Origin of the sequence: Pseudomonas sp. 43(2021), from assembly GCF_017490805.1 — a bacterium.
Lineage (GTDB): Bacteria > Pseudomonadota > Gammaproteobacteria > Pseudomonadales > Pseudomonadaceae > Aquipseudomonas.
In genome coordinates this window covers 44,024-67,159 of record NZ_JAFGYJ010000001.1, presented here as the reverse complement: position 1 = coordinate 67,159, position 23,136 = coordinate 44,024, and the positions used below count along the sequence as shown (strand labels likewise).

The window sequence follows — 23,136 nt, the reverse complement described above, 5'->3', positions numbered from 1 at the left end:
AACGCCCCTCTGCACCTGCAGCGAGGCGTTTTTTTTGCCCGCCCGGGCGGGCATACTAGGCCAGTCTCCATCCTTGGTACGCCAAACCCCATGCTTCGCGCCCTGATCCTCCTAGCCCTGTCTTGCCTGCTCAGCCCGGCCTTTGCCGATGAGCGTGCGCAGACCCAGCAGCAACTGGACGCCACTCGCCAGGACATTGCCGAGCTCAAGAAGACGCTGGGCAAGCTCCAGGAAGAAAAGGCCGGTGTGCAAAAGGACCTCAAAGCCACCGAGACCGATATCGGCAACCTCGAAAAGCAGGTGGAGGCCCTGCAGCAAGAACTAAAAAAGACCGAGGGCGAGCTGGAGCGCCTTGATACCGAGAAAAAAAAACTCCAGAGCGCCCGCGTTGAACAACAGCGACTGATCGCCATCCAGGCCCGTTCGGCCTACCAGAATGGCCGCGAGGAATACCTCAAGCTGCTGCTCAACCAGCAGAACCCCGAGAAGTTCGCCCGCACCCTCACCTACTACGACTACCTGAGCAAGGCGCGCCTGGAGCAACTGCGCACCTTCAACGAGACCCTGCGCCAACTGGCCAACGTCGAACAGGAAATCGCCACCCAGCAGCAACAGCTGCTGGCCCAGCGCGCCGACCTCGACAGCCGCCGCCAGGCCCTGGAAACCGAGCGCGGCAAGCGCCAACAGGTGCTGGCCAAGCTCAACAGCGACATGAAGGACCGCGACCAGAAGCTGCAGTCGCGCGAGCAGGACCAGGCCGACCTGTCCAAAGTACTCAAGACCATCGAGGAAACCCTCGCCCGCCAGGCCCGCGAGGCCGAAGAAGCGCGCAAGAAGGCCTTGCTGGCCCAGCAGGAAGCGGAAAAACGCCGCCAGCAGGAAGCCCTGGCCGCCGCTGCCGCCCGCGAACAGGCCCGCGAACCGGTGGAGCCGCCGAAAAAGGCCCGCACCACCCTGGGCCCGATGGTTTCCAGCGACGGCGCGAGCTACGGCGGCGCATTTTCTGCCGCACGGGGAAAACTTCCCTGGCCAGTCAATGGTCGATTGCTGGCACGCTTCGGTGATGCCCGCGGCAGCGATGCCCGCGCCAAGTGGGACGGGGTGATGATCAGCGCCAACCCGGGCACCCAGGTACGTGCCGTGCACGGCGGACGCGTGGTGTTCGCCGACTGGTTGCGCGGTGCCGGGCTTCTGGTCATTCTCGACCACGGCAACGGTTACCTGAGCCTGTACGGCCATAACCAGAGCCTGCTCAAGAGCGCCGGTGATATCGTCAAGGCCGGCGAGGCCATTTCCACCGTTGGCGACAGCGGCGGCCAGGATGCTGCCGGCTTGTACTTCGCCATCCGCCAGCAGGGCCGGCCTACCGACCCTTCGCAGTGGTGCCGGGGCTAGTCAAATTTCTACGGCGTAGCCTGCGGGCTGCGCCGATGCTCCCCAGGGAGCGCTTCCAGGATCAGGAGTTCGTTCGACATGCTGCACTCGCCTCGCCTCACCCAGCTGGCCCTGTCCATCGCCTTGGCGGTCGGCGCGCCCCTGGTTACTGCCGCGGAGCCGGCCAAGCCAGCCGCAGTACCGGCCACCGAGGTGCCCGCCAAGGCGCCACTGCCGCTTGAAGAGCTACGCACCTTCGCCGAGGTCATGGACCGCATCAAGGCGGCCTATGTAGAGCCGGTGGATGACAAGACCCTGCTGGAAAATGCCATCAAGGGCATGCTCAGCAACCTCGACCCGCACTCGGCGTACCTCGGCCCCGAAGACTTCCAGGAGCTGCAGGAAAGCACCAGCGGCGAGTTCGGCGGGCTGGGCATCGAAGTGGGCCAGGAAGACGGCTTCATCAAGGTGGTCTCGCCTATCGACGACACCCCGGCCTCGCGTGCTGGCGTGCAGGCCGGCGACCTGATCGTCAAGATCAACGGCGCCCCGACCCGTGGCCAGACCATGACCGAAGCGGTCGACAAGATGCGCGGCAAGGTCGGCGAGAAAATCACCCTGACCCTGGTGCGCGACGGCGGCACCCCCTTCGACGTGACCCTGGCCCGCGCGGTCATCCAGGTCAAGAGCGTGAAGAGCCAGCTGCTGGAGAACGACTACGGCTACATCCGCATCACCCAGTTCCAGGTCAAGACCGGCGACGAAGTCGGCAAGGCCCTGGCCAAGCTGCGCAAGGATAACGGCAAGAAGCTGCGCGGCGTGGTGCTGGACCTGCGCAACAACCCGGGCGGCGTGCTGCAGTCGGCGGTGGAAGTGGCTGACCACTTCCTGACCAAGGGCCTGATCGTCTACACCAAGGGCCGCATTGCCAACTCCGAGCTGCGTTTCTCGGCCGACCCGGCCGACGCCAGCAACGGCGTGCCACTGGTCGTGCTGATCAACGGCGGCAGCGCCTCGGCCTCGGAAATTGTCGCCGGCGCCCTGCAAGACCAGAAACGCGCCGTGCTGATGGGCACCGACAGCTTCGGCAAGGGCTCGGTGCAGACCGTGCTGCCACTGGCCAACGACCGTGCGCTGAAGCTGACCACCGCGCTGTACTTCACCCCCAACGGCCGCTCGATCCAGGCCCAGGGCATCGTCCCCGACATCGAAGTGCGCCCGGCCAAGCTCACCGCCGAAGCCGACACCGAAAACTTCAAGGAAGCCGACCTGCAAGGCCACCTGGGCAACGGCAACGGCGGCGCCGACCGCCCGACTGGCAGCGGCAAGCGCAAGGAGCGCCCGCAGGAAAACGACTTCCAGCTGAGCCAGGCCCTGAGCCTGCTCAAAGGCCTGAACATCACCAAGGGCGACTGATCCACCCCATGCGTTATCTGCTGTGTCTGCTGTTCAGCCTGATGGCCGGGGTCGCGCAAGCGGCGCCGGCCGGCAAGGCCTACATGAGCATCATCATCGACGACCTGGGCCAGAGCAGCGAGCGTGACAGCCGCACCCTGGCCCTGCCCGGCCCGGTGACCATGGCGATCATGCCCGATACCCCGCATGCCACCGACTTCGCCCGCCAGGCGCACAAGGCCGGCAGGACGGTAATCCTGCACATGCCCATGGACCCGGCCACCGGGCCCTATGCCTGGCACCCTGGCACGCCGATCGAAGAGCTGGCCAAACGCCTGGACGCGGCCCTGGCCAAGGTGCCGTACGCCGCCGGCATCAACAACCACATGGGCAGCCGCATGACGGCGCAGCGTGAGCCCATGGCCTGGTTGATGGGTGAACTGCAGCAACGTCACCTGTTCTTCGTCGACAGCCGTACCAGCGCCGCCACCGTGGCCGCAGCCGAAGCCCAGCGCATCGGCCTGGCCCACGTTTCGCGTGATGTGTTCCTTGATGATGTGCGCACCACTGAAGCGATTACCGGGCAGTTGCAGCAGGGCATCGCCCTGGCGCGCAGGCAGGGGTCGGCGGTGCTGATCGGGCATCCTTATCCACAGACTCTGGAAGTGCTGGAACGGGAGTTGCCAAGGCTCAGGAGCCAGGGCATCGAGTTGATCAGGCTCAAGCAGATGATTGCCGTGCGCAGCAATCAGGCGATGCCGGGGCATGGCAAGAATGGCCGCTACACCAATCGCTGAGAAACCTGGGCTGCTTTGCAGCCCTTCGCGGGCACGCCCGCTCCCACAGGAATCGCGCAGGTTTCGAGGCCAGTGACAACCCTGTGGGAGCGGGCGTGCCCGCGAAGGGCCGCAAAGCGGCCCCAACAAAAAACCCCGCTCGGGTGAGCGGGGTTTTCTTTTGCCTCAACAGCGATCAGCTATACACACGCCCCAGCAACTGGCGGTGGCTTTCGAACTGGTCCAGCACATCACGCACGATCTGCTCTGGCGCAAAGCCCATCAGGTCGTACTCCTGGCTGCCATCGTGCAGGTAAACCTCGGCACGATAGAAGCGCTGGCGCACTTCCGGCTCGCCTTCCACCGGCGCTTCGCTCGGTGCGGCCAGGTAACCGTCCAGGCTCACTTCATAGACGAACGGGTTGCCCTCTTCCATCATCACCCGCAGGCCCATCGTGTTGCGCGACTGGCCAACCCGGGTTTCCACCTCGAAGCCCAAGGTCTGCAGCTGCGCGGCGGCTTCTTTCAGCGCCGGGCTGACATGCTTGTCCATGAAACGCTGCACCACGGCCTGGGTCGGCTGCAGCTCCAGCTGGGTCAGGCGCTCACTGAAGCCACGACGGCCACGGGCGGCCAGCTCGGCGCGCTCGCTTTCCACCGCCACATCCTGCTTCATGGCCTTGTACAGGCCGAACATGAACAGTACCAGCACCACCGAGAACGGCAGGCCCGCCAGCACCACCATGGTCTGCATGGCTTCGAAGTTGCCGGCGAACAGCAGGCCGATGGTGACCAGGGTGATGACCACCGACCAGAACACCACCATCCAGTGCGGGGCGTCTTCGTCGACCTTGCCACCTTTGCACGACAGGTTGGCCATCATCACCGCGCCGGAGTCGGCCGGGGTGAGGAACAGCACGAAGCCGACGAACACCGCTACACCGATCACGATCTTGGCCGCCGGGAAGTATTCCAGCAGCTGGTAGATCGACATCGACGGCTGCTCCAGGGCGGTCTTGCCCAGTTCCACGGCGCCCTGGTTGATCACCAGGTCCAGCGCAGTGTTGCCGAAGATCGACAGCCAGGCCAGGGTGAAGCCCAGCGGGATCAGCAGCACGCCGCTGACCAGCTGGCGCACGGTGCGGCCCTTGGAGATACGGGCAATGAACATGCCGACGAACGGGCCCCAGGAGATCCACCAGGCCCAGTAGAACACGGTCCACAGGCCCAGCCAGCGCTCGGACTTGCCGGCTTCGCCTTCATACACGTAGAGGTCGAAGGTTTTCAGCACGATGCCGTTTAGGTAGTCACCGATGTTCTGCACGAAGCCGTTGAGCAGGTGCAGGGTTTCGCCGCCCAGCAGGACGAAGATCAACAGGCCGCTGAACAGCACGATGTTCAGGTTGGACAAGCGGCGAATGCCGTTTTCCACACCCGAGACCGCCGCCACGGTGGCAACGCCGGCCATGACCAGGATCACCACCAGCAAGTTGGTCTTGCTGTGGTCCATGCCGAACAGGTATTCCAGGCCGGAGGCCACTTGCATCGAGCCGATGCCCAGGTTGGTCACCAGGCCCAACAGCGTGACGAACATGCCGAAGATGTCCACGGCATTGCCGGCAGCGCCCTTGACCCAACGCTCACCAACCAGCGGGTACAGTGCCGAGCGCAGGGCCAGCGGCTGGTTGTGGCGGTAGGCGAAGTAACCCACGGCCAGGCCGACCAGGGCGTAGATCGCCCAGCCGTGCAGGCCCCAGTGCAGGAAGGTCAGCTGCAGGCCCTGACGCGCGGCGTCGAGGCTGGCAGAGGTGCCTTCTGGCGGGTTGAAGTAGTGGTCCAGCGGCTCGGAAGCGCCAAAATACAGCAGCGAAATGCCGATACCGGAGGAGAACAGCATGCCGGCCCAGGCGCCATAGCTGAAGTCGGGCTGGTCATCCTTGCCGCCAAGCTTGAGCTTGCCGTAGTCGGAGAAGGCCAGGTAGATGACGAACAGCAGGTAACCGCCGATTACCAGCATGTAGTACCAGCCGAAGGTGCGCGTCAGCCATTTCTGGGCCACGCCCAGCACTTGGCCGGCGGTTTCGGGTACAGCGATAAGCAAGGCAGTCAGAACGAGGATCATTAGCGCGGAGGTGAAGAACACCACGCGGTTGACCCGTACCCTCTCGGCCGGAGGGTTGGTAAGTGAGGCAGAACTCATTGCACGAATGCTCCGGGCAGTGCGGCTTTGGAGGCTAATCAGTCTTTCCCGAGCAATTGGTGGAATATCCCCACTGCATCAGGTGTTATAAAAGCACCCTGGAAACCGTGATCCCGAATCGATACGTTGCAAAAAACAGACAGGTGGCCTGCTGCAAATGCCACGCCTCAGCCGAGGTGCGCGCATTCGTCACAGATCACCCCGCCCGCTCCAAGGGCCCGCCGCAGGGTCCATGACCGCACGGCAGAATCTGCATTTCGCATCGCTCATGCCCGTCAACGCCTTGTATTCCGGGGGTTACGCGATTTCCTGGGGTGTCAATCCATGCCTTCTCGACCGCCTGAAAAACTGTCAATGGCACAAATTGTCGCAGAGCTTATTCTTTATTGATTGAACGTTCAATCAAAACAAAATAGACTGGCCTTCGCCGAGTCAGCCGCCCGTCGTCTGCTCGCAGGCCTGAGGAGATAGCAAGATGCCCAAGGTCGGTATGCAACCCATCCGCCGCCAGCAGTTGATCGAAGCCACGTTGCAGGCGGTCGATCAGGTCGGACTGGGTGACGCCAGCATTGCGCTGATTGCCCGTTTGGCCGGTGTGTCGAACGGCATCATCAGTCACTACTTTCGGGACAAGAACGGCCTGATCGCAGCGACGATGGGTTACATCATGAACATGCTCAACGAAGGTGTCAGAGCACGTCGCCAGGCACTGAAAGACGACAGCCCGCGCGCCCACCTGAAAGTGATCATCGAGGGCAACTTCGATGCCAGCCAGGTAAACGGCCCGGCGATGAAAACCTGGTTGGCCTTCTGGGCTTCCAGCATGCACCAGCCCGATTTGCACAGGTTGCAGCGGATCAACGACCACCGCTTGTATTCCAACCTGTGCTGCCAGTTCCGCCGCGCCCTGCCGCTCTACCATGCGCGCAAGGCAGCCCGCGGCCTGGCGGCGTTGATCGACGGCTTGTGGCTGCGTGGCGCCCTGTCGGGTGATGCATTCGACACCGACCAGGCGATACGGATTGCTTACGAATACATGGATCTACAACTGGCTAAACAGCACACCCTGGGTACAAACGACCAGGCCGCTGAACAACCGCGCACGGCCCTTGCCAACCCGGCAGGAGCGTGACGCGCAAGCCAAACCACACACTGCACTTGCGAGGACACTATGGCCCGTTTCGGAACGCAAAAACTCTACATTGATGGCGCTTACGTCGACGCTGGCAGCGATGCCACCTTCGAAGCCATCAACCCGGCTACCGGCGAAGTCCTCGCCCACGTGCAACGTGCCACCGAGGCTGACGTCGAGAAGGCCGTCGAAAGCGCCGAGCGTGGCCAGAAAGTCTGGGCCGCAATGACCGCCATGCAGCGTTCGCGCATCCTGCGCCGCGCCGTCGAGATCCTGCGCGAGCGCAACGACGAGCTGGCCATGCTGGAAACCCTGGACACCGGCAAGTCGTACTCGGAAACCCGCTACGTCGACATCGTCACCGGCGCCGACGTGCTGGAGTACTACGCTGGCCTGGTTCCGGCCATCGAAGGCGAGCAGATCCCGCTGCGTGAATCGTCCTTCGTCTACACCCGCCGCGAGCCGCTGGGCGTGACCGCCGGTATCGGCGCCTGGAACTACCCGATCCAGATCGCCCTGTGGAAATCCGCCCCGGCCCTGGCCGCCGGCAACGCGATGATCTTCAAACCGTCGGAAGTCACCTCGCTGACCACCCTGAAACTGGCCGAGATCTACACCGAAGCCGGCCTGCCAAACGGCGTGTTCAACGTTCTGACCGGCAGCGGCCGCGAAGTCGGCACCTGGCTGACCGAACACCCACGCATCGAAAAAGTCTCCTTCACCGGCGGCACCACCACCGGCAAGAAGGTCATGGCCAGCGCCTCGAGCTCGTCGCTCAAGGAAGTCACCATGGAACTGGGCGGCAAGTCGCCACTGATCATCTGCGCCGACGCCGACCTGGACAAGGCCGCCGACATCGCCATGATGGCCAACTTCTACAGCTCGGGCCAGGTGTGCACCAACGGCACCCGCGTGTTCATCCCGGCTGAAATGAAGGCTGCCTTCGAGGCCAAGATCGTCGAGCGCGTTGCCCGCATCCGCGCTGGCAACCCGGAAGACGAAAACACCAACTTCGGCCCGCTGGTCAGCTTCCAGCACATGGAAAGCGTGCTCGGCTACATCGCCAAGGGCAAGGAAGAAGGTGCCCGCGTGCTGTGCGGTGGCGAGCGCCTGACCGCCGGTGATTTCGCCAAGGGCGCGTTCGTGGCCCCGACCGTGTTCACCGACTGCACCGACGACATGACCATCGTCAAGGAAGAGATCTTCGGCCCGGTGATGAGCATCCTCACCTACGAAACCGAAGAAGAAGTCATCCGTCGCGCCAACGACACCGAATACGGCCTGGCCGCCGGTGTGTGCACCAACGACATCACCCGCGCCCACCGCATCATCCACAAGCTCGAAGCCGGTATCTGCTGGATCAACGCCTGGGGTGAATCGCCGGCCGAAATGCCGGTCGGTGGCTACAAGCAGTCGGGTGTCGGCCGTGAGAACGGCGTCAGCTCGCTGGCGCAATACACTCGCATCAAGTCGGTCCAGGTCGAGCTGGGCGGCTACAACTCGGTCTTCTAAGGCCCTGTACGGCCCCGCCCGTGCCACTGCGCACGGGCGTTCCCGCTCCCTGATCACCGCCAACACGAGGGTACTTTCATGTCCCAAGAATTCGATTACATCATCGTCGGTGCCGGCTCTGCCGGTAACACCCTGGCGACCCGCCTGACCGAAGACGCCGGCGTCACCGTACTGCTGCTGGAGGCCGGTGGCCCGGACTACCGTTTCGACTTCCGCACCCAGATGCCGGCCGCCCTGGCCTTCCCGCTGCAGGGCCGCCGCTACAACTGGGCTTACGAAACCGACCCGGAGCCGTACATGGACGGCCGCCGCATGGAATGTGGCCGCGGCAAGGGCCTGGGTGGCTCGTCGCTGATCAACGGCATGTGCTACATCCGCGGTAACGCCATGGACTTCGACGGCTGGGCAGAACTGCCAGGCCTGGAAGACTGGACCTACCTGGACTGCCTGCCGTACTTCCGTAAAGCCGAAACCCGCGACATCGGCCCGAACGACTATCACGGCGGCGAAGGCCCGGTCAGCGTGACCACGCCAAAAGCGGGCAACAACCCGCTGTTCCACGCCATGGTCGAAGCCGGCGTGCAGGCCGGTTACCCGCGCACCGAGGACCTCAACGGCTACCAGCAGGAAGGCTTCGGTCCCATGGACCGTACCGTGACCAAGAACGGCCGCCGTTCCAGCACCGCTCGTGGCTACCTGGACCAGGCCAAGAAGCGCCCGAACCTGACCATCGTCACCCACGCCCTGACTGACCGCGTGCTGTTCGACGGCAAGCGCGCCATTGGCGTGACCTACCTGGTCGGCGACAGCGAAGAGCGCGTTGAAGCCCGTGCCCGCAAGGAAGTCATCGTCAGCTCCGGCGCCATCGCTTCGCCGCAGCTGCTGCAGCGCTCCGGCGTCGGTCCGCGCGCCCTGCTGGAAAGCCTCGACATCCCGGTGGTGCACGACCTGCCTGGCGTTGGCGAAAACCTGCAGGACCACCTGGAACTGTACCTTCAGTACGCCTGCACCCAGCCTGTTTCGCTGTACCCGTCGCTGCTGTGGTGGAACCAGCCGGCCATCGGTGCCGAGTGGATGTTCAACGGCACCGGCATCGGCGCCAGCAACCAGTTCGAGGCCGGTGGTTTCATTCGTACCCGCCCTGAATTCAAGTGGCCGAACATTCAGTACCACTTCCTGCCGGTGGCCATTAACTACAACGGCTCCAACGGCGTGAAGGAACACGGCTTCCAGGCACACATGGGCTCCATGCGCTCGCCTGCCCGCGGCCGCATCCAGGCCAAGTCGAAGGACCCGCGCCAACACCCGAGCATCCTGTTCAACTACATGTCCACCGAACAGGACTGGCAGGAGTTCCGTGACGGCATCCGCCTGACCCGTGAAATCATGGCCCAGCCGGCACTGGACCCGTACCGTGGCCGTGAAATCAGCCCGGGCGCACACGTGCAAACCGACGAAGAGCTGGACAAGTTCATCCGCGAGCACGCCGAAACCGCCTTCCACCCGTCCTGCTCGTGCAAGATGGGCACCGACGACATGGCAGTGGTCGACGGCGAAGGCCGCGTGCATGGCATGAAGGGCCTGCGCGTGGTCGATGCGTCGATCATGCCGCTGATCATCACCGGTAACCTCAACGCCACCACGATCATGATCGCCGAGAAAATTTCGGACAAGATCCGTGGCCGCAAGCCGCTGCCGCGCAGCACTGCCAAGTACTACGTGGCGGGCGATGCACCGGTGAAGGGCAAGCCGATGCGTGAAGTGAAGCAGGCGTAAACCTGTACCGGCCTCTTCGCGGCTAAAGCCGCTCCCACAGGCTTTGCATAGGTCTGGAAACCGTGCAGCACCTGTGGGAGCGGGTTCACCCGCGAAAGGGCCCGCCCAGGCAACACCAGAAAAGGCACCCACCGCGGTGCCTTTTTTTCATCTGCAGAAACGCTTTACAGCCTGCCAATTCATCAGGTTAGAATCATTTGGCACGCGACCTGCTAGCGACATGCTATCAAGTCCCCTCCCCCCGCTGTCCCCGGAGTACCTGCCCTTGGATGCAAGCACCATCAACAGCCTGTTCCTGATCGGCGCATTGCTGGTGGGCGCAAGTATCCTGGTCAGCTCGCTGTCGTCGCGCCTGGGCATCCCTATCCTGGTCATCATCCTCGCCGTCGGCATGGTCGCCGGGGTCGATGGTGGCGGCATCATCTTCAACAACTACCCGACCGCCTACCTGGTGGGCAACCTGGCGCTGGCCGTGATCCTGCTCGACGGCGGCCTGCGCACGCGGGTGGCGAGCTTCCGCGTGGCGCTGTGGCCGGCGCTGTCGCTGGCCACCATCGGCGTGATGATCACCACCGCCCTCACCGGCCTGGTCGCCGCCTGGCTGTTCGACCTGAGCCTGATCCAGGGCCTGCTGATCGGCGCCATCGTCGGCTCCACCGACGCCGCGGCGGTGTTCTCGCTGCTCGGCGGCAAAGGCCTCAACGAGCGGGTCACCGCCACCCTGGAGATCGAGTCGGGCAGCAACGATCCGATGGCGGTGTTCCTCACCGTCACCCTGATCGACATGATCGCCAGCGGCCAGACCGGCCTGCACTGGAGCCTGCTCACCCACCTGCTACGCGAGTTCGGCATCGGCGGGCTGCTGGGCCTGGGCGGCGGCTGGCTGATGCTGCAACTGGTCAACCGCATCAAGCTCGCTGGCGGCCTGTACCCCATCCTGGTGATCGCCGGCGGCCTGGTGGTGTTCTCGGCGACCAACGCCCTGCACGGCAGCGGCTTCCTTGCCGTGTACCTGTGCGGCCTGGTGCTGGGCAACAAACCGATCCGCAGTCGCCACGGCATCCTGCACATGCTCGACGGCATGGCCTGGCTGGCGCAGATCGGCATGTTCCTGGTGCTGGGGCTGCTGGTCACGCCCCACGACCTGCTGCCCATCGCCCTGCCGGCACTGGGCCTGGCGCTATGGATGATCCTGGTGGCACGCCCACTGTCGGTGGTCGCCAGCCTGCTGCCGTTCAAGGCCTTCCACGGCCGTGAAAAGGCCTTCATTTCCTGGGTCGGCCTGCGCGGTGCGGTGCCGATCATCCTCGCGGTGTTCCCGCTGATGGCCGGCCTGCCGGACGCCCAGTTGTTCTTCAACCTGGCCTTTTTCATCGTGCTGGTGTCGCTGCTGGTGCAAGGCACCAGCCTGCCGTGGATGGCCAAGCTGCTGAAAGTGACGGTACCGCCAGACCCGGCGCCAATCTCCCGCTCCGCCCTGGAAGTGCACATCACCAGCGAGTGGGAACTGTTCGTCTACCGCCTGGGCGCCGAAAAATGGTGCATCGGCGCTGCCCTGCGCGAGTTGAAAATGCCCGAAGGCACGCGGATCGCCGCGCTGTTCCGGGGTGAGCAGTTGCTGCACCCCTCGGGCAGCACCGTGCTGGAAGTGGGTGACATGCTCTGCGTGATCGGCCACGAGCACAACCTGCCGGCCTTGGGCAAACTGTTCAGCCAGGCGCCACAACGCGGCCTTGACCTGCGCTTCTTTGGCGACTTCGTGCTCGAAGGCGATGCCGAACTGGGTGCGGTGGCAGCGTTGTACGGCCTGAAACTCGACGGCCTGGACGCGAAAATGCCGCTGGCCCAGTTCATCCGACAGAAGGTCGGAGGCGCTCCAGTAGTAGGTGACCAGGTCGAATGGCATGGCACGATCTGGACCGTGGCCACCATGGACGGGAACAAGATCCAGAAAGTAGGCGTCAGATTCCCCGAAGGAACGCGACCCGGACCAGGATTGTTCCTCTAAACTTCGTTTCTGCCGGATCCACAAGTAGTCTGCCTATGTCCCTGTGCGTGTACCTCCGCACAGCCCTGCTCGGGCTGTGCCTGTCTCTCTCTTTTGCAGCCACGGCAGCAGAAGCCCCGACCACCGCCAGCATCCAGAACAGCCTCGACAAGATCGCCGAGCGCAAGCTACCCGAGGCCGAGCAGAAAGCCCTGCAGCAGGTGCTGGAGCAAACCCTCAGCCTGCTCGCCAGCAAGGAAGACAACGAGAAGAAACTCGCCGCGCTGAAGCAGCAGCTGGCTGGTGCGCCAAAAGAAACCAGCGACAGCCAGCGCGAACTGGCAAGGCTCAAGGAAAGCAAGCCACAGCCGGTGGCCCAGCGCTATGCCAGCCTCAGCGTGCCGCAACTGGAGCAGATGCTCAGCGAACGCAGCACCCAGCAGGGAGAGCTGCAGAAGGCACTGTCCGAAGCCAACAGCCTGATCATCAACTCGCAGACCCGCCCGGAACGCGCCCAAGCCGAAATCAGCAACAGCCAGGCGCGCACCCAGCAGATCAACAACATCCTCAAGACAGGCAAGGACGCCGGCAAACAGATCAACGCCGACCAGCGCAACCAGCTCAATGCCGAACTGGCTTCGCTCAACGCGCTGACCCTGCTGCGCCGCCAGGAGCTGGCCGGCAACAGCCTGCTGCAAGACCTGGGCAACGCCCGCCACGACTTGCTGATCGAACGCGCCGCGCGCCTGGAGCAGGAAATCCAGGACCTGCAGACCCTGATCAACGACAAGCGCCTGGCCCAATCCCAGGAAGCCGTCACCCAGCAGTCGATCGAGGCCCAGAAAGCCGGCGGCAGCAGCCTGCTGGCCACCGAAAGCGCGGTCAACCTCAAGCTCTCCGACTACCTGCTGAAAAGCACCGACCGCCTCAACGAACTGACCCAGCAGAACCTGCGCACCAAGCAGCAACTGGATAGCCTGACCCAAGCCGACCAGGCACTGGACGAGCAGATCAATGTGCTCAAGGGCAGCCTGCTGCTGTCGAAGATCCTCTACAAGCAAAAGCAGACCCTGCCGCACCTGAAGGTCGACCGTGACCTGGCCGACCAGATCGCCGACACCCGCCTGTACCAGTTCGAGGTCAACCAGCAACGCGAGCAGATGAGCAGCCCGGTCACCTACGTCGACAAGCTGCTGGCCGCCCAACCGCAGGAAGAGGTGACGCCACAGCTGCGCAAAGCCCTGCTGGAAGTGGCGATTACCCGCAGCGACCTGCTGGAGCGGCTGAACCGCGAGCTGTCGGCACTGCTCAACGAATCGATCACCCTGCAGCTCAACCAGAAGCAGCTGCTGGGCACTGCCCAGAGCCTGCGCACTACCCTCGACGAGCAAATGTTCTGGATCCCCAGCAACAAGCCGCTGGACTGGGACTGGCTGCGCTATGTGCCGGAACGCCTGGCCGACCAGGTGGCCAACCTGCCGTGGGGCTCGGGCCTGAAGGAGCTGGCCGACGGCCTGAGCCAACGCCCGTTGCTGTTCCTGCCGCTGCTGCTGGTGATCGGCGCCCTGCTGTGGCGCCGCACGTACCTGTACCAAAGGCTGGGCAAGGTGCACCAGGACATCGGCCACTTCCGCCGCGACAGCCAGTGGCACACGCCTCAGGCGATCCTCATCAACATCCTGTTGGCGATGCCGGTCAGCCTGGGCCTGGCCCTGTGCAGCTACGCCCTGCAGATCGACGCGCGCGGGCAGAACGCCAACCTCGGCGCCGCCCTCTGGCAACTGGCCCAGGCCTGGCTGGTGTTCTACACCGCCTACCGCATCCTTGCTCCCGGCGGCGTGGCGGAAATCCACTTCCGCTGGCACAAGCCGCAGGTCGAGTTCCTGCGCGGCTGGGTGCGCCGCCTGGGCACCGTGGTACTGGCGCTGGTCGGCGTGGTGGCGGTAGCCGAACATCAGCCTTCGGCGCTGGCCGATGATGTACTGGGCATCGGCGTGGTGCTGGCCTGCTACGCGCTGATGGCCTGGCTGCTCAGCCGCCTGCTGCTCAGCAGCCCGGCGCACCGCGATACCTCGCTGTTCCGCAAGGCCGTGGGCGTGGCCTTCACCGCCCTGCCCATCGCCCTGTTCGTGGCCGTGTGCTTCGGCTACTACTACACCGCGCTGAAACTGACCGACCGGCTGATCTACACCCTGTACCTGCTGCTGTTCTGGCTGGTGATCGAAGCCGCGTTCGTGCGTGGCCTGTCGGTGGCGGCACGGCGCCTGGCCTACCAGCGTGCGCTGAGCAAGCGGGCGGCGGCCAAGGAAGGGCTGGATGGCGAAGTCATCACCGAAGAACCCACGCTGGACATCGAACAGGTCAACCAGCAGTCGCTGCGCCTGATCCGCCTGGCCTTGCTTGGCGGTTTCATCGCCGGCCTGTACTGGGTGTGGTCAGACCTGATCTCGGTGTTCGCCTACCTCAACAACTTCGTCCTCTACGAATACACCAGCGGCACCGGCGCCACCGCCAGCATGGTGCCGATCAGCCTGGGCGACTTCCTCGGTGCGCTGGTCATCATCGGCATCACCTTCGCGCTCGCACGCAACTTGCCCGGCCTGCTCGAAGTCCTGGTGCTGTCGCGGCTCAACCTGGCCCAGGGCAGTGCGTACGCCACCACCACCTTGCTGTCCTATGTCATCGTCGGGGTCGGCATCGTCAGTACCCTGTCCACCCTCGGGGTGAGCTGGGACAAGTTGCAGTGGCTGGTAGCAGCGCTGTCGGTGGGCCTGGGCTTCGGCATGCAGGAGATCTTCGCCAACTTCATCTCCGGCATCATGATCCTGTTCGAGCGCCCGGTACGGATTGGCGACACCATCACCATCGGCAACCTGTCCGGCACCGTGAGCAAGATCCGCATCCGCGCCACCACCATCACCGACTTCGACCGCAAGGACATCATCGTCCCCAACAAGACCTTCATCACCGGCCAGCTGATCAACTGGTCGCTGACCGACACGGTCACCCGGGTGACGCTGAAGCTGGGCATCGACTATGGCTCGGACCTGGACCTGGTGCGCGACCTGCTGCTCAAGGGCGCCCACGAAAACCCACGCGTGCTCAAGGACCCGGAGCCGATCGTGTACTTCCTCAACTTCGGCGAGAGCTCGCTGGACCACGAGCTGCGCATGCACGTGCGGGACCTGGGCGATCGCAACCCGACGCTGGACGAGATCAACCGCTACATCAACCGCGAGTTCAAGGCGCACAACATCAAGATCTCGGTGCGCCAGGTCGAGGTGTTCCTGATGGATCCGAAGGGCGGCAAACAGCAGCTGATTCCTGTGGAACAGCCGAAACCGGATGGCACTGCTTCGGCCTGAACGGGCGCGAATACTTTATTCTGTGCAGAACCCCTGCGAGGGCTTTGCCCTCGTTCGCGGGCTCGCCCGCTCCCACAGGGCCACCGCTGCCCCTGAGAGCGGTGCAATCCCTGTGGGAGCAGGCAAGCCCGCGAAGGGCCGCAAAGCGGCCCCAGCCAATCAATTTCTGGAGCCGGCCCCGTGAAAGCCCTCGACCAACTCACCTTCGACAATCGCTTCGCCCGCCTGGGCGATGCGTTCTCCACCCAGGTCCTGCCCGAACCCATCGCAGACCCGCGCCTGGTGGTAGCGAGCGAGTCGGCCATGGCCCTGCTCGATCTCGACCCGGCCCAGGCAGAGCTGCCGGTTTTCGCCGAGCTGTTCAGCGGCCACAAGCTATGGGAAGAGGCCGATCCGCGGGCGATGGTCTATTCCGGCCATCAGTTCGGCTCCTACAACCCGCGCCTGGGTGATGGCCGCGGGCTGCTGCTGGCCGAAGTGCTGAATGATCAGGGCGAGCACTGGGACCTGCACCTCAAGGGCGCCGGACAGACGCCCTACTCGCGCATGGGCGACGGCCGCGCCGTGCTGCGCTCGTCGATCCGCGAGTTCCTCGCCTCCGAGGCCCTGCACGCCCTGGGCATTCCCAGCAGCCGGGCATTGTGCGTGATCGGCTCGAGCACCCCGGTGTGGCGCGAAACCCGCGAAAGCGCGGCCATGCTCACCCGCCTGGCGCAGAGCCATGTGCGTTTCGGGCATTTCGAATACTTCTACTACACCAGGCAGCCGGAACAGCAACGCGTGCTGATCGACCACGTGCTGGAGCAGCACTACCCCGAATGCCGCGATGCCGAGCAGCCGTACCTGGCCATGTTCCGCACCATCGTCGAACGCAATGCCGAGCTGATCGCCCGTTGGCAGGCCTATGGTTTCTGCCACGGGGTGATGAACACCGACAACATGTCGATCCTCGGCATCACCTTCGACTTCGGCCCGTACGCCTTCCTCGACGACTTCGACGCCAACTTCATCTGCAACCACTCCGACGACCGTGGTCGCTACAGCTACGCCAACCAGGTACCGATCGCCCACTGGAACCTCAGTGCGCTGGCCCAGGCGCTGACCACGGTGATCGAAGTCGAACCGCTCAAGGAGGCGCTGGGCCTGTTCCTGCCGCTGTACCAGGCACACTACCTGGACCTGATGCGCCGGCGCCTGGGCCTGACCACCGCAGAAGAGGACGACATGGCGCTGGTAGAACGCCTGCTGCAGCGCATGCAGAGCGGTGGTGTGGACTACAACCTGTTCTTCCGCAAGCTGGGTGATCAGCCCGTCACCGAGGCGCTGAAGGTGGTGCGCGACGACTTCATCGACCTGGCCGGTTTCGATGCCTGGGGGGCGGACTACCTGGCCCGCTGCGAGCGCGAAGCGAATCATGCCGAAGGGCGCCGTGAGCGCATGCATGCGGTGAACCCGCTGTACGTGCTGCGCAACTACCTGGCGCAGAAAGCCATCGAAGCGGCCGAAGCGGGGGATTACAGTGAAGTGCGACGGCTGCATGAAGTGCTGAGCCGCCCGTTCGAGGAGCAGGCCGGGATGCAGGACTATGCCGAGCGACCGCCGGAATGGGGCAAGCACCTGGAAATCAGCTGCTCCTCCTGACCAACTCCGAACCCTGTGGGAGCTGGCTTGCCGGCGATAGGGCCCGAACAAACAACACAAGGAATTGATATGTCCGAACCACTGGTAATCCCCTGCCCCCACTGCAACGGCCTCAACCGCCTGCCTGCCGAGCGCCTGGGCGACGCGCCGAAATGCGGCCGCTGCAAACAGGACGTGTTGCTGAGCACCCCTTTCGAACTCACCGAAGCCAGCTACGCCAGCCAGATCAAAGGCGACCTGCCACTGCTGGTCGACATCTGGGCCGACTGGTGCGGCCCATGCAAGTCCTTCGCCCCCACATTCGAACAGGCCGCCCGCCAACTGGCCGGCCGCTGCCGCCTGGCCAAGCTCGACAGCGAAGCCAACCGCAACCTGGCCGGGCAACTGGGTATCCGCTCGATCCCCAGCCTGCTGCTGTTCAAGAATGGCCGTGAAGTCAGCCGTCAAGCCGGGGCGTTTCCACTCCAGTCGTTGCTGGAGTGGTTGCGTAGCCAGGGAGTTTAGTTCTCAAGCACTCGCCAGCAGCGACTCATAGGGGATACGAAGGCCATCATGCAGGCGCTTGATCATGGAAAGGCTCAATCCACGCTTTCCATTCAAGACTTCCGAGACTCTCCCGCTTGGACCAATGAAGGGTTCTAGATCACGCGGTGTGAGCCCCTGCTGATCCATGCAGAACTTGATGGCCTCGATGGGGTTAGCCGGGTGGATGGGGTAGTGCTTGTTCTCGTACACCTCGATCAGTGTCACAAGCACTTCCATTTCATCGGCTTCTGGCGTTCCCGCTTCAGCCTGAAAAATGGTTTCAAGCCGCTGGAATGCTGCTCGCAAATCATCATCGTTGCGGATTGGCTTAATATTCACAGATTGTCTCCACGTCAATCTCGTCATGTCGCTCATGCGTACCGACGAACTTCACCCAGGCAATACCGGCTCGATACTGCATCTCGACTACAAGCCGGTACTTGTTACCCCCGATGTTGAAGACCACGCGGTTGTTGCCACATATGCTGGCGCTGCCAATCTGGTCCTTTACATCCTGCGGCGTTCGCCAGATGGCTTTGATGGCCATGTCGTGCCAGCTTTCCAAGGGGGCTTTGGCATCCTCATGTCCGGGCAAACCCCAGAACTTCACCAAGGTGCTTTTGGCAATGACGCGCATCCAAGCATATCTCCCGTTTTGGGAGATTATGAGCGGTAGTCACCCTTCCTGCAAGCGACAAGAAACAACGCTCACTCGCAGCGTTCGAGCAAATCGTGCAACTCGACAAACTGCTGGGTCAGCTTGTGCCTGGGCTCCAGGTGAATCAGCGGAAGGCTGGCATGGTGCGACTCACGCATCTTCACCGAGCTGCCCAGGTACACCGGTAGCACCGGAAGCCCTTCGGCCAGCAGCTCGTCGAGCATCTGCTGTGGCAGGCTGGCGCGGGACTGGAACTGGTTGACCACGATGCCTTCGACCACCAGGTCTTCGTTGTGGTCTTCCTTGAGTTCTTCGATCTCGGCCAGCAGGCCATACAGGGCCTGGCGCGAGAAGCTGTCGCAGTCGAAGGGAATCAGCACGCGATCGGCGGCGATCAGCGCAGACACCGCATAGAAGTTCAGCGCTGGCGGGGTATCGATGTAAATGCGCTCGTAGTCCTCGTCCAGCTCGTCGAGCAACTTGCGCAGCTTGTTGATCTTGTGTTTCGCCTCAAGCTTGGGCTGCAGATCGGCCAGCTCGGCCGTGGCGGTGACCACGTGCAGGTTGTCGAACGGGGTTTCGTAGATATCGACCTGGTTCTTCTTGCTGAACGGCCCGCTGGACAGGCTTTGCTTGAAGAAGTCGGCGATGCCCATGGGGATGTCCTCGCCGGTGAGGCCGGTGAGGTACTGGGTCGAGTTGGCCTGGGCATCCAGGTCGATCAACAGGGTCCGGTAGCCTTCATTGGCACTGACCGCCGCCAGGTTGCAGGCGATACTCGACTTGCCCACGCCACCTTTCTGATTGAACACCACGCGCCGCATGATTGACCTCCGTGTATCAACGAATGCCCGAGTATGTGGTGCGGCTGCGGCAATGACCAGCGCCATTTGACCCGCATTACCCTTGGCCGACCACCTGCCCCGTCAATAGCTCGGCGAATGCCTTGGCCATCGCCGAAGCCCCACGCTCGCGCTGCACCAGCCACACCGCCGACATCGCCCCTTCATCCAGCAGCGTGCGATAAACCACCCCCTCGATGCGCATGCGCTGGAACGACGCCGGTAGCACCGACACCCCAAGCCCCGCCGACACCAGGCCGATGATGGTCATCGCCTCCCCTGCCTCCTGGGCAAAATGCGGGCTGAAACCCGCCTGGCGCGCCAGGCTCAGCAACTGCGCGTGCAACCCGCTGCCATAGCTGCGCGGGAAGAACACGAACGGCTCATGGGCCAGGGCGGCCATGTGCACGCCATGTTCCGTGCCTTCGGCCAACGGGTGCGAGGCGTTGATCACCGCCACCAGCGGCTCGCGAAACAGTTCAGTGGCCACCAGCCCTTCCGGCAGCGGCATCGGCCGCATCAGCCCCACTTCGATGGACTCGTCGAATACTCCTTCAGCAACATCGCGGCTGCTCATTTCCTTGAGGTTCAGGTGCACCGCCGGGAAGCGCTGGCGGAAGGCATGGATGGCCTTGGGGATCTTCGAGGTAAACGGTGCCGACGAGGTAAAGCCGATCTTCATCTCCCCCAGCTCACCTAACTGCGCACGCCGGGCCACGTCGGCGGCCTTCTCCACTTGCGCCAGCACCTGGCGGGCTTCCTCGAGGAACAGCCGCCCCGCCTCGCTCAGCTCGACCCGACGGTTGGTACGCTCGAACAGCCGGGCTCCCAGTTCCTGCTCCAGCGCCTGGATCTGTTGGCTCAAAGGTGGTTGCGAAATGCCCAGTTGCTGGGCAGCGCGGCCAAAGTGCAGCTCTTCGGCCACGGCGATGAAGTAACGCAGATGGCGCAGTTCCATGATCGGCTCCGAACAGGTCGTAAAACGTCTTAAATAGGTCGAACAATATATTGGATCTAATCATTAGCCAGCTATATGCTTTTTTTCATTGCGCCAGAGGTACCCGCCCGTGAAAACTGCTGTAGCGCCCCTTCCCGCCGAGCCCGAACCTGCCCCGCTGAACGAAATGTGGATCGAAAAAGGCACCCCCGCCTTCATGAAGACCGTGCTGGCGCTATTCAGCGGCGGCTTCGCCACCTTCGCCCTGCTGTACTGCGTACAGCCGATGATGCCGTTGCTGTCGAAGGAATTTGCCATCAATGCGGCGCAGAGCAGCCTGGTGCTGTCGGTCTCGACAGCCATGCTGGCGATCGGCCTGCTGATCACCGGCCCTGTCTCCGACCGCATCGGGCGCAAGCCGGTGATGGTGTTTGCCCTGGTCTGCGCCGCCCTCTCCACCCTGGCCAGCGCGATAATGCCGAGCTGGGAGCTGGTACTGGCCACCCGCGCCCTGGTCGGCCTGTCGTTGAGCGGCCTGGCGGCGGTGGCCATGACCTACCTGAGCGAAGAAATTCACCCGCAGCACATCGGCCTGGCCATGGGCTTGTACATCGGTGGCAATGCCATTGGCGGCATGAGCGGGCGCCTGATCACCGGCGTGCTGATCGACTTCGTCAGCTGGCACACGGCGATGCTGACCATCGGCGGCCTGGCCCTGGTGGCGGCGCTGGTGTTCTGGAGGGTGCTACCCGAATCGCGCAACTTCCGCCCACAGGCGATGAACCCACGCAGCCTGCTGGATGGCTTCGTCATGCACTTCAGGGATGCCGGCCTGCCCTGGCTGTTCCTCGAAGCCTTCCTGCTGATGGGCGCCTTCGTCACCCTGTTCAACTACATCGGCTACCGCCTGCTGGCCGAGCCCTACCACATGAACCAGGCACTGGTCGGCTTGCTGTCGGTGGTGTACCTGTCGGGCATCTACAGTTCGGCGCAGGTCGGCGCGCTGGCCGACAAGCTGGGCCGGCGCAAGGTGTTCTGGGCCAGTATCGTGGTGATGGCGGGTGGCTTGCTGATGACCCTGGCCAGCCCCCTGGCGATGGTGATCGTCGGTATGCTGGTGTTCACCTTTGGCTTCTTCGGCGCACACTCGGTGGCCAGCAGCTGGATTGGCCGCAGGGCCTTGAAGGCCAAAGGGCAGGCGTCGTCGTTGTACCTGTTCAGCTATTACGCCGGGTCGAGTGTGGCCGGTACGGCGGGCGGGGTGTTCTGGCACCAGTGGGGCTGGAACGGCATCGGGCTGTTCATTGGCGGCTTGCTGGTGGTGGCGTTGCTGGTGGCGCTGCACCTGAGCAGGCTACCACCGAAAACTGCTTGAGGCCCATTCGCGGGTAAACCCGCTCCCACAGGGACCGCGCTACAGCTGAGGGCAACGCTATACCTGTGGGAGCGGGTTCACCCGCGAAGAGGCCAGTGGCTCAGTTGATGATCTCGACCCTATCCACATCCACCTCCCGGCTCATCAGGTGCTTCTCCACCTCACCGGTCAGCTTGACCTTGGTCTTGTCGTTGAACGGCGTCGGCGGCAGGTCTTCATCATCGATTTCCACGGTGATGGTGCCGGTGTTGTCCTTGAACTCGTACTTGTCGTCGTTGTTGATCTTCTTGGTCACGAAGCCTTGCAACACAACCGGGGTGTCATCGGCAGCATCGTTGGCCGCAGCTACGGTGGTGACCGACTGGGCACCTGGGCCGGTATACCCGGCAGCCAGGGCCGCAGTGCTGAACAAGGGGGCGAGGATCAATGCAAGATAACGTGCTTTCATGAGGATCAGGTCCTGTTTCGGTTTCGATGGGACCAGATTAACGACGATCGCTGAATTAAAACTTAATGCAACAAAAAGCCCGGCACATGGCCGGGCTTTCGTGTTCAGCGATCGATTCACTGATGGTACTGCGCCGACAGTTCATGCACGGCGTTGATGAACACGCCAGCGTGCTCCGGGTCGACTTCCGGGGTGATGCCGTGGCCCAGGTTGAACACATGGCCTGTACCGTGGCCATAGCTGGCCAGGATGCGCGCCACCTCCTTGCGGATGGCCTCGGGCTTGGCGTAAAGCACGGTCGGGTCCATGTTGCCCTGCAACGCCACCTTGTCACCCACGCGGCGGCGGGCGTCGCCGATTTCGCAGGTCCAGTCCAGGCCCAGCGCATCGGCACCGGCTTCGGCGATGCTTTCCAGCCACAGGCCGCCATTCTTGGTGAACAGGATCACCGGCACCTTGCGCCCTTCGTGCTCGCGGATCAGGCCGCTGACGATCTTGCGCATGTAGGCCAGGGAGAATTCCTGGTAAGCCGCCGCCGACAGGTTGCCGCCCCAGGTGTCAAAAATCTGCACGGCCTGGGCGCCAGCGAGGATCTGGCCGTTGAGGTAGCTGGTGACCGACTGGGCCAGCTTGTCCAGCAGCAGGTGCAGGGCCTGCGGGTTGTCATAGGCCATGGCCTTGGTCTTGCGGAAATCCTTCGACGAGCCGCCTTCGACCATGTAAGTGGCCAGGGTCCACGGGCTGCCGGAGAAGCCGATCAGCGGCACACGACCGTTGAGCTCGCGGCGGATGGTGCTGACCGCGTCCATCACGTAGCCAAGGTCTTTCTGCGGGTCGGGGATTGGCAGCGCTTCGATGTCGGCCGGGGTGCTGATGACTTTCTTGAAGCGCGGGCCTTCGCCGCTTTCGAAGTACAGGCCCAGGCCCATGGCATCGGGGATGGTGAGGATGTCCGAGAACAGGATCGCAGCGTCCAGCGGGTAGCGGTCCAGCGGCTGCAAGGTGACCTCACAGGCGAACTGGGGATTCATGCACAGGCTCATGAAGTCACCGGCCTTGGCGCGGCTGGCGCGGTACTCCGGCAGGTAGCGGCCGGCCTGGCGCATCATCCACACCGGGGTGACGTCTACGGGTTGCTTGAGCAGTGCACGCAGGAAACGATCGTTCTTCAGGGCAGTCATGTCGGCATCCGG

General features: G+C 63.5%; 18 protein-coding genes. 11 read left to right on the top strand and 7 right to left on the bottom strand.

Annotated features, from left to right (window positions below):
• The first annotated feature begins 90 nt into the window (after positions 1-90).
• From J5M71_RS00285 to J5M71_RS00275, 3 genes are all read left to right on the top strand, one after another.
• The gene (locus tag J5M71_RS00285; RefSeq protein ID WP_123085573.1) at positions 91-1,395 is read left to right on the top strand and encodes a murein hydrolase activator EnvC; all 1,305 of its coding nucleotides are present in this window, start codon (positions 91-93) and stop codon (positions 1,393-1,395) included.
• 78 nt (positions 1,396-1,473) lie between these two features.
• Positions 1,474-2,790, top strand: a complete 1,317-nt coding sequence (locus J5M71_RS00280; protein ID WP_207828334.1) for a S41 family peptidase — start codon at positions 1,474-1,476, stop codon at positions 2,788-2,790.
• An 8-nt stretch (positions 2,791-2,798) separates the two neighbouring features.
• Positions 2,799-3,566: a divergent polysaccharide deacetylase family protein gene (locus J5M71_RS00275; RefSeq protein ID WP_207828332.1), complete on the top strand. Its 768-nt coding sequence runs from the start codon at positions 2,799-2,801 to the stop codon at positions 3,564-3,566.
• 175 nt (positions 3,567-3,741) lie between these two features.
• Here the strand turns inward: J5M71_RS00275 and J5M71_RS00270 are convergent, their stop codons facing one another.
• On the bottom strand, positions 3,742-5,688 hold the full coding sequence (locus tag J5M71_RS00270) for a BCCT family transporter (RefSeq protein ID WP_233688161.1): 1,947 nt from the start codon (positions 5,686-5,688) through the stop codon (positions 3,742-3,744).
• Positions 5,689-6,220: 532 nt separating this feature from the next.
• Between J5M71_RS00270 and betI the strand changes: the two genes are divergently transcribed.
• The 7 genes from betI (at position 6,221) to trxC (ending at position 17,662) form a co-directional block, all read left to right on the top strand.
• Positions 6,221-6,877, top strand: a complete 657-nt coding sequence (betI, locus tag J5M71_RS00265; protein WP_016712476.1) for a transcriptional regulator BetI — start codon at positions 6,221-6,223, stop codon at positions 6,875-6,877.
• A 39-nt stretch (positions 6,878-6,916) separates the two neighbouring features.
• Complete coding sequence (betB, locus tag J5M71_RS00260) at positions 6,917-8,389, top strand: betaine-aldehyde dehydrogenase (RefSeq protein ID WP_025340943.1); 1,473 nt, start codon at positions 6,917-6,919, stop codon at positions 8,387-8,389.
• 78 nt (positions 8,390-8,467) lie between these two features.
• Positions 8,468-10,165 (top strand): choline dehydrogenase, encoded by a 1,698-nt coding sequence (gene betA, locus J5M71_RS00255; RefSeq protein WP_075046623.1) that lies wholly within the window; start codon positions 8,468-8,470, stop codon positions 10,163-10,165.
• A gap of 265 nt (positions 10,166-10,430) precedes the next feature.
• Positions 10,431-12,173: a potassium/proton antiporter gene (locus J5M71_RS00250; RefSeq protein WP_207828321.1), complete on the top strand. Its 1,743-nt coding sequence runs from the start codon at positions 10,431-10,433 to the stop codon at positions 12,171-12,173.
• Between the two features lie 35 nt (positions 12,174-12,208).
• Positions 12,209-15,517 (top strand): mechanosensitive channel MscK, encoded by a 3,309-nt coding sequence (gene mscK, locus J5M71_RS00245; protein WP_207828319.1) that lies wholly within the window; start codon positions 12,209-12,211, stop codon positions 15,515-15,517.
• 180 nt (positions 15,518-15,697) lie between these two features.
• The gene (gene selO, locus J5M71_RS00240) at positions 15,698-17,158 is read left to right on the top strand and encodes a protein adenylyltransferase SelO (protein WP_207828317.1); all 1,461 of its coding nucleotides are present in this window, start codon (positions 15,698-15,700) and stop codon (positions 17,156-17,158) included.
• Between the two features lie 69 nt (positions 17,159-17,227).
• Positions 17,228-17,662 carry a thioredoxin TrxC gene (trxC, locus tag J5M71_RS00235; RefSeq protein ID WP_013974593.1) on the top strand — a complete coding sequence of 145 codons (435 nt, stop codon included), beginning with the start codon at positions 17,228-17,230 and terminating at the stop codon, positions 17,660-17,662.
• Between the two features lie 3 nt (positions 17,663-17,665).
• Here trxC and J5M71_RS00230 read toward each other — a convergent pair whose 3' ends face one another.
• The 4 genes from J5M71_RS00230 to J5M71_RS00215 all read right to left on the bottom strand — a co-directional run bounded on the left by J5M71_RS00230 (position 17,666) and on the right by J5M71_RS00215 (position 20,141).
• The gene (locus J5M71_RS00230) at positions 17,666-18,022 is read right to left on the bottom strand and encodes a transcriptional regulator (protein ID WP_207828315.1); all 357 of its coding nucleotides are present in this window, start codon (positions 18,020-18,022) and stop codon (positions 17,666-17,668) included.
• A complete protein-coding gene (locus J5M71_RS00225) occupies positions 18,012-18,320 on the bottom strand; it encodes a type II toxin-antitoxin system HigB family toxin (protein WP_207828309.1) in 309 nt (102 codons plus the stop codon). Before J5M71_RS00225 ends, J5M71_RS00230 begins: the two co-directional genes overlap by 11 nt.
• Before the next feature lie 71 nt (positions 18,321-18,391).
• Positions 18,392-19,165, bottom strand: coding sequence for a ParA family protein (locus tag J5M71_RS00220; protein ID WP_207828307.1), 774 nt, complete (start codon positions 19,163-19,165; stop codon positions 18,392-18,394).
• A 76-nt stretch (positions 19,166-19,241) separates the two neighbouring features.
• The gene (locus tag J5M71_RS00215) at positions 19,242-20,141 is read right to left on the bottom strand and encodes a LysR family transcriptional regulator (RefSeq protein ID WP_207828305.1); all 900 of its coding nucleotides are present in this window, start codon (positions 20,139-20,141) and stop codon (positions 19,242-19,244) included.
• Between the two features lie 166 nt (positions 20,142-20,307).
• Between J5M71_RS00215 and J5M71_RS00210 the strand changes: the two genes are divergently transcribed.
• Positions 20,308-21,495 carry an MFS transporter gene (locus J5M71_RS00210; protein WP_233688160.1) on the top strand — a complete coding sequence of 396 codons (1,188 nt, stop codon included), beginning with the start codon at positions 20,308-20,310 and terminating at the stop codon, positions 21,493-21,495.
• Between the two features lie 100 nt (positions 21,496-21,595).
• Here the strand turns inward: J5M71_RS00210 and J5M71_RS00205 are convergent, their stop codons facing one another.
• Positions 21,596-21,943 (bottom strand): NirD/YgiW/YdeI family stress tolerance protein, encoded by a 348-nt coding sequence (locus tag J5M71_RS00205; RefSeq protein WP_063912051.1) that lies wholly within the window; start codon positions 21,941-21,943, stop codon positions 21,596-21,598.
• A gap of 116 nt (positions 21,944-22,059) precedes the next feature.
• Positions 22,060-23,124 carry a uroporphyrinogen decarboxylase gene (gene hemE, locus J5M71_RS00200; RefSeq protein ID WP_025340953.1) on the bottom strand — a complete coding sequence of 355 codons (1,065 nt, stop codon included), beginning with the start codon at positions 23,122-23,124 and terminating at the stop codon, positions 22,060-22,062.
• Positions 23,125-23,136 lie beyond the last annotated feature (12 nt).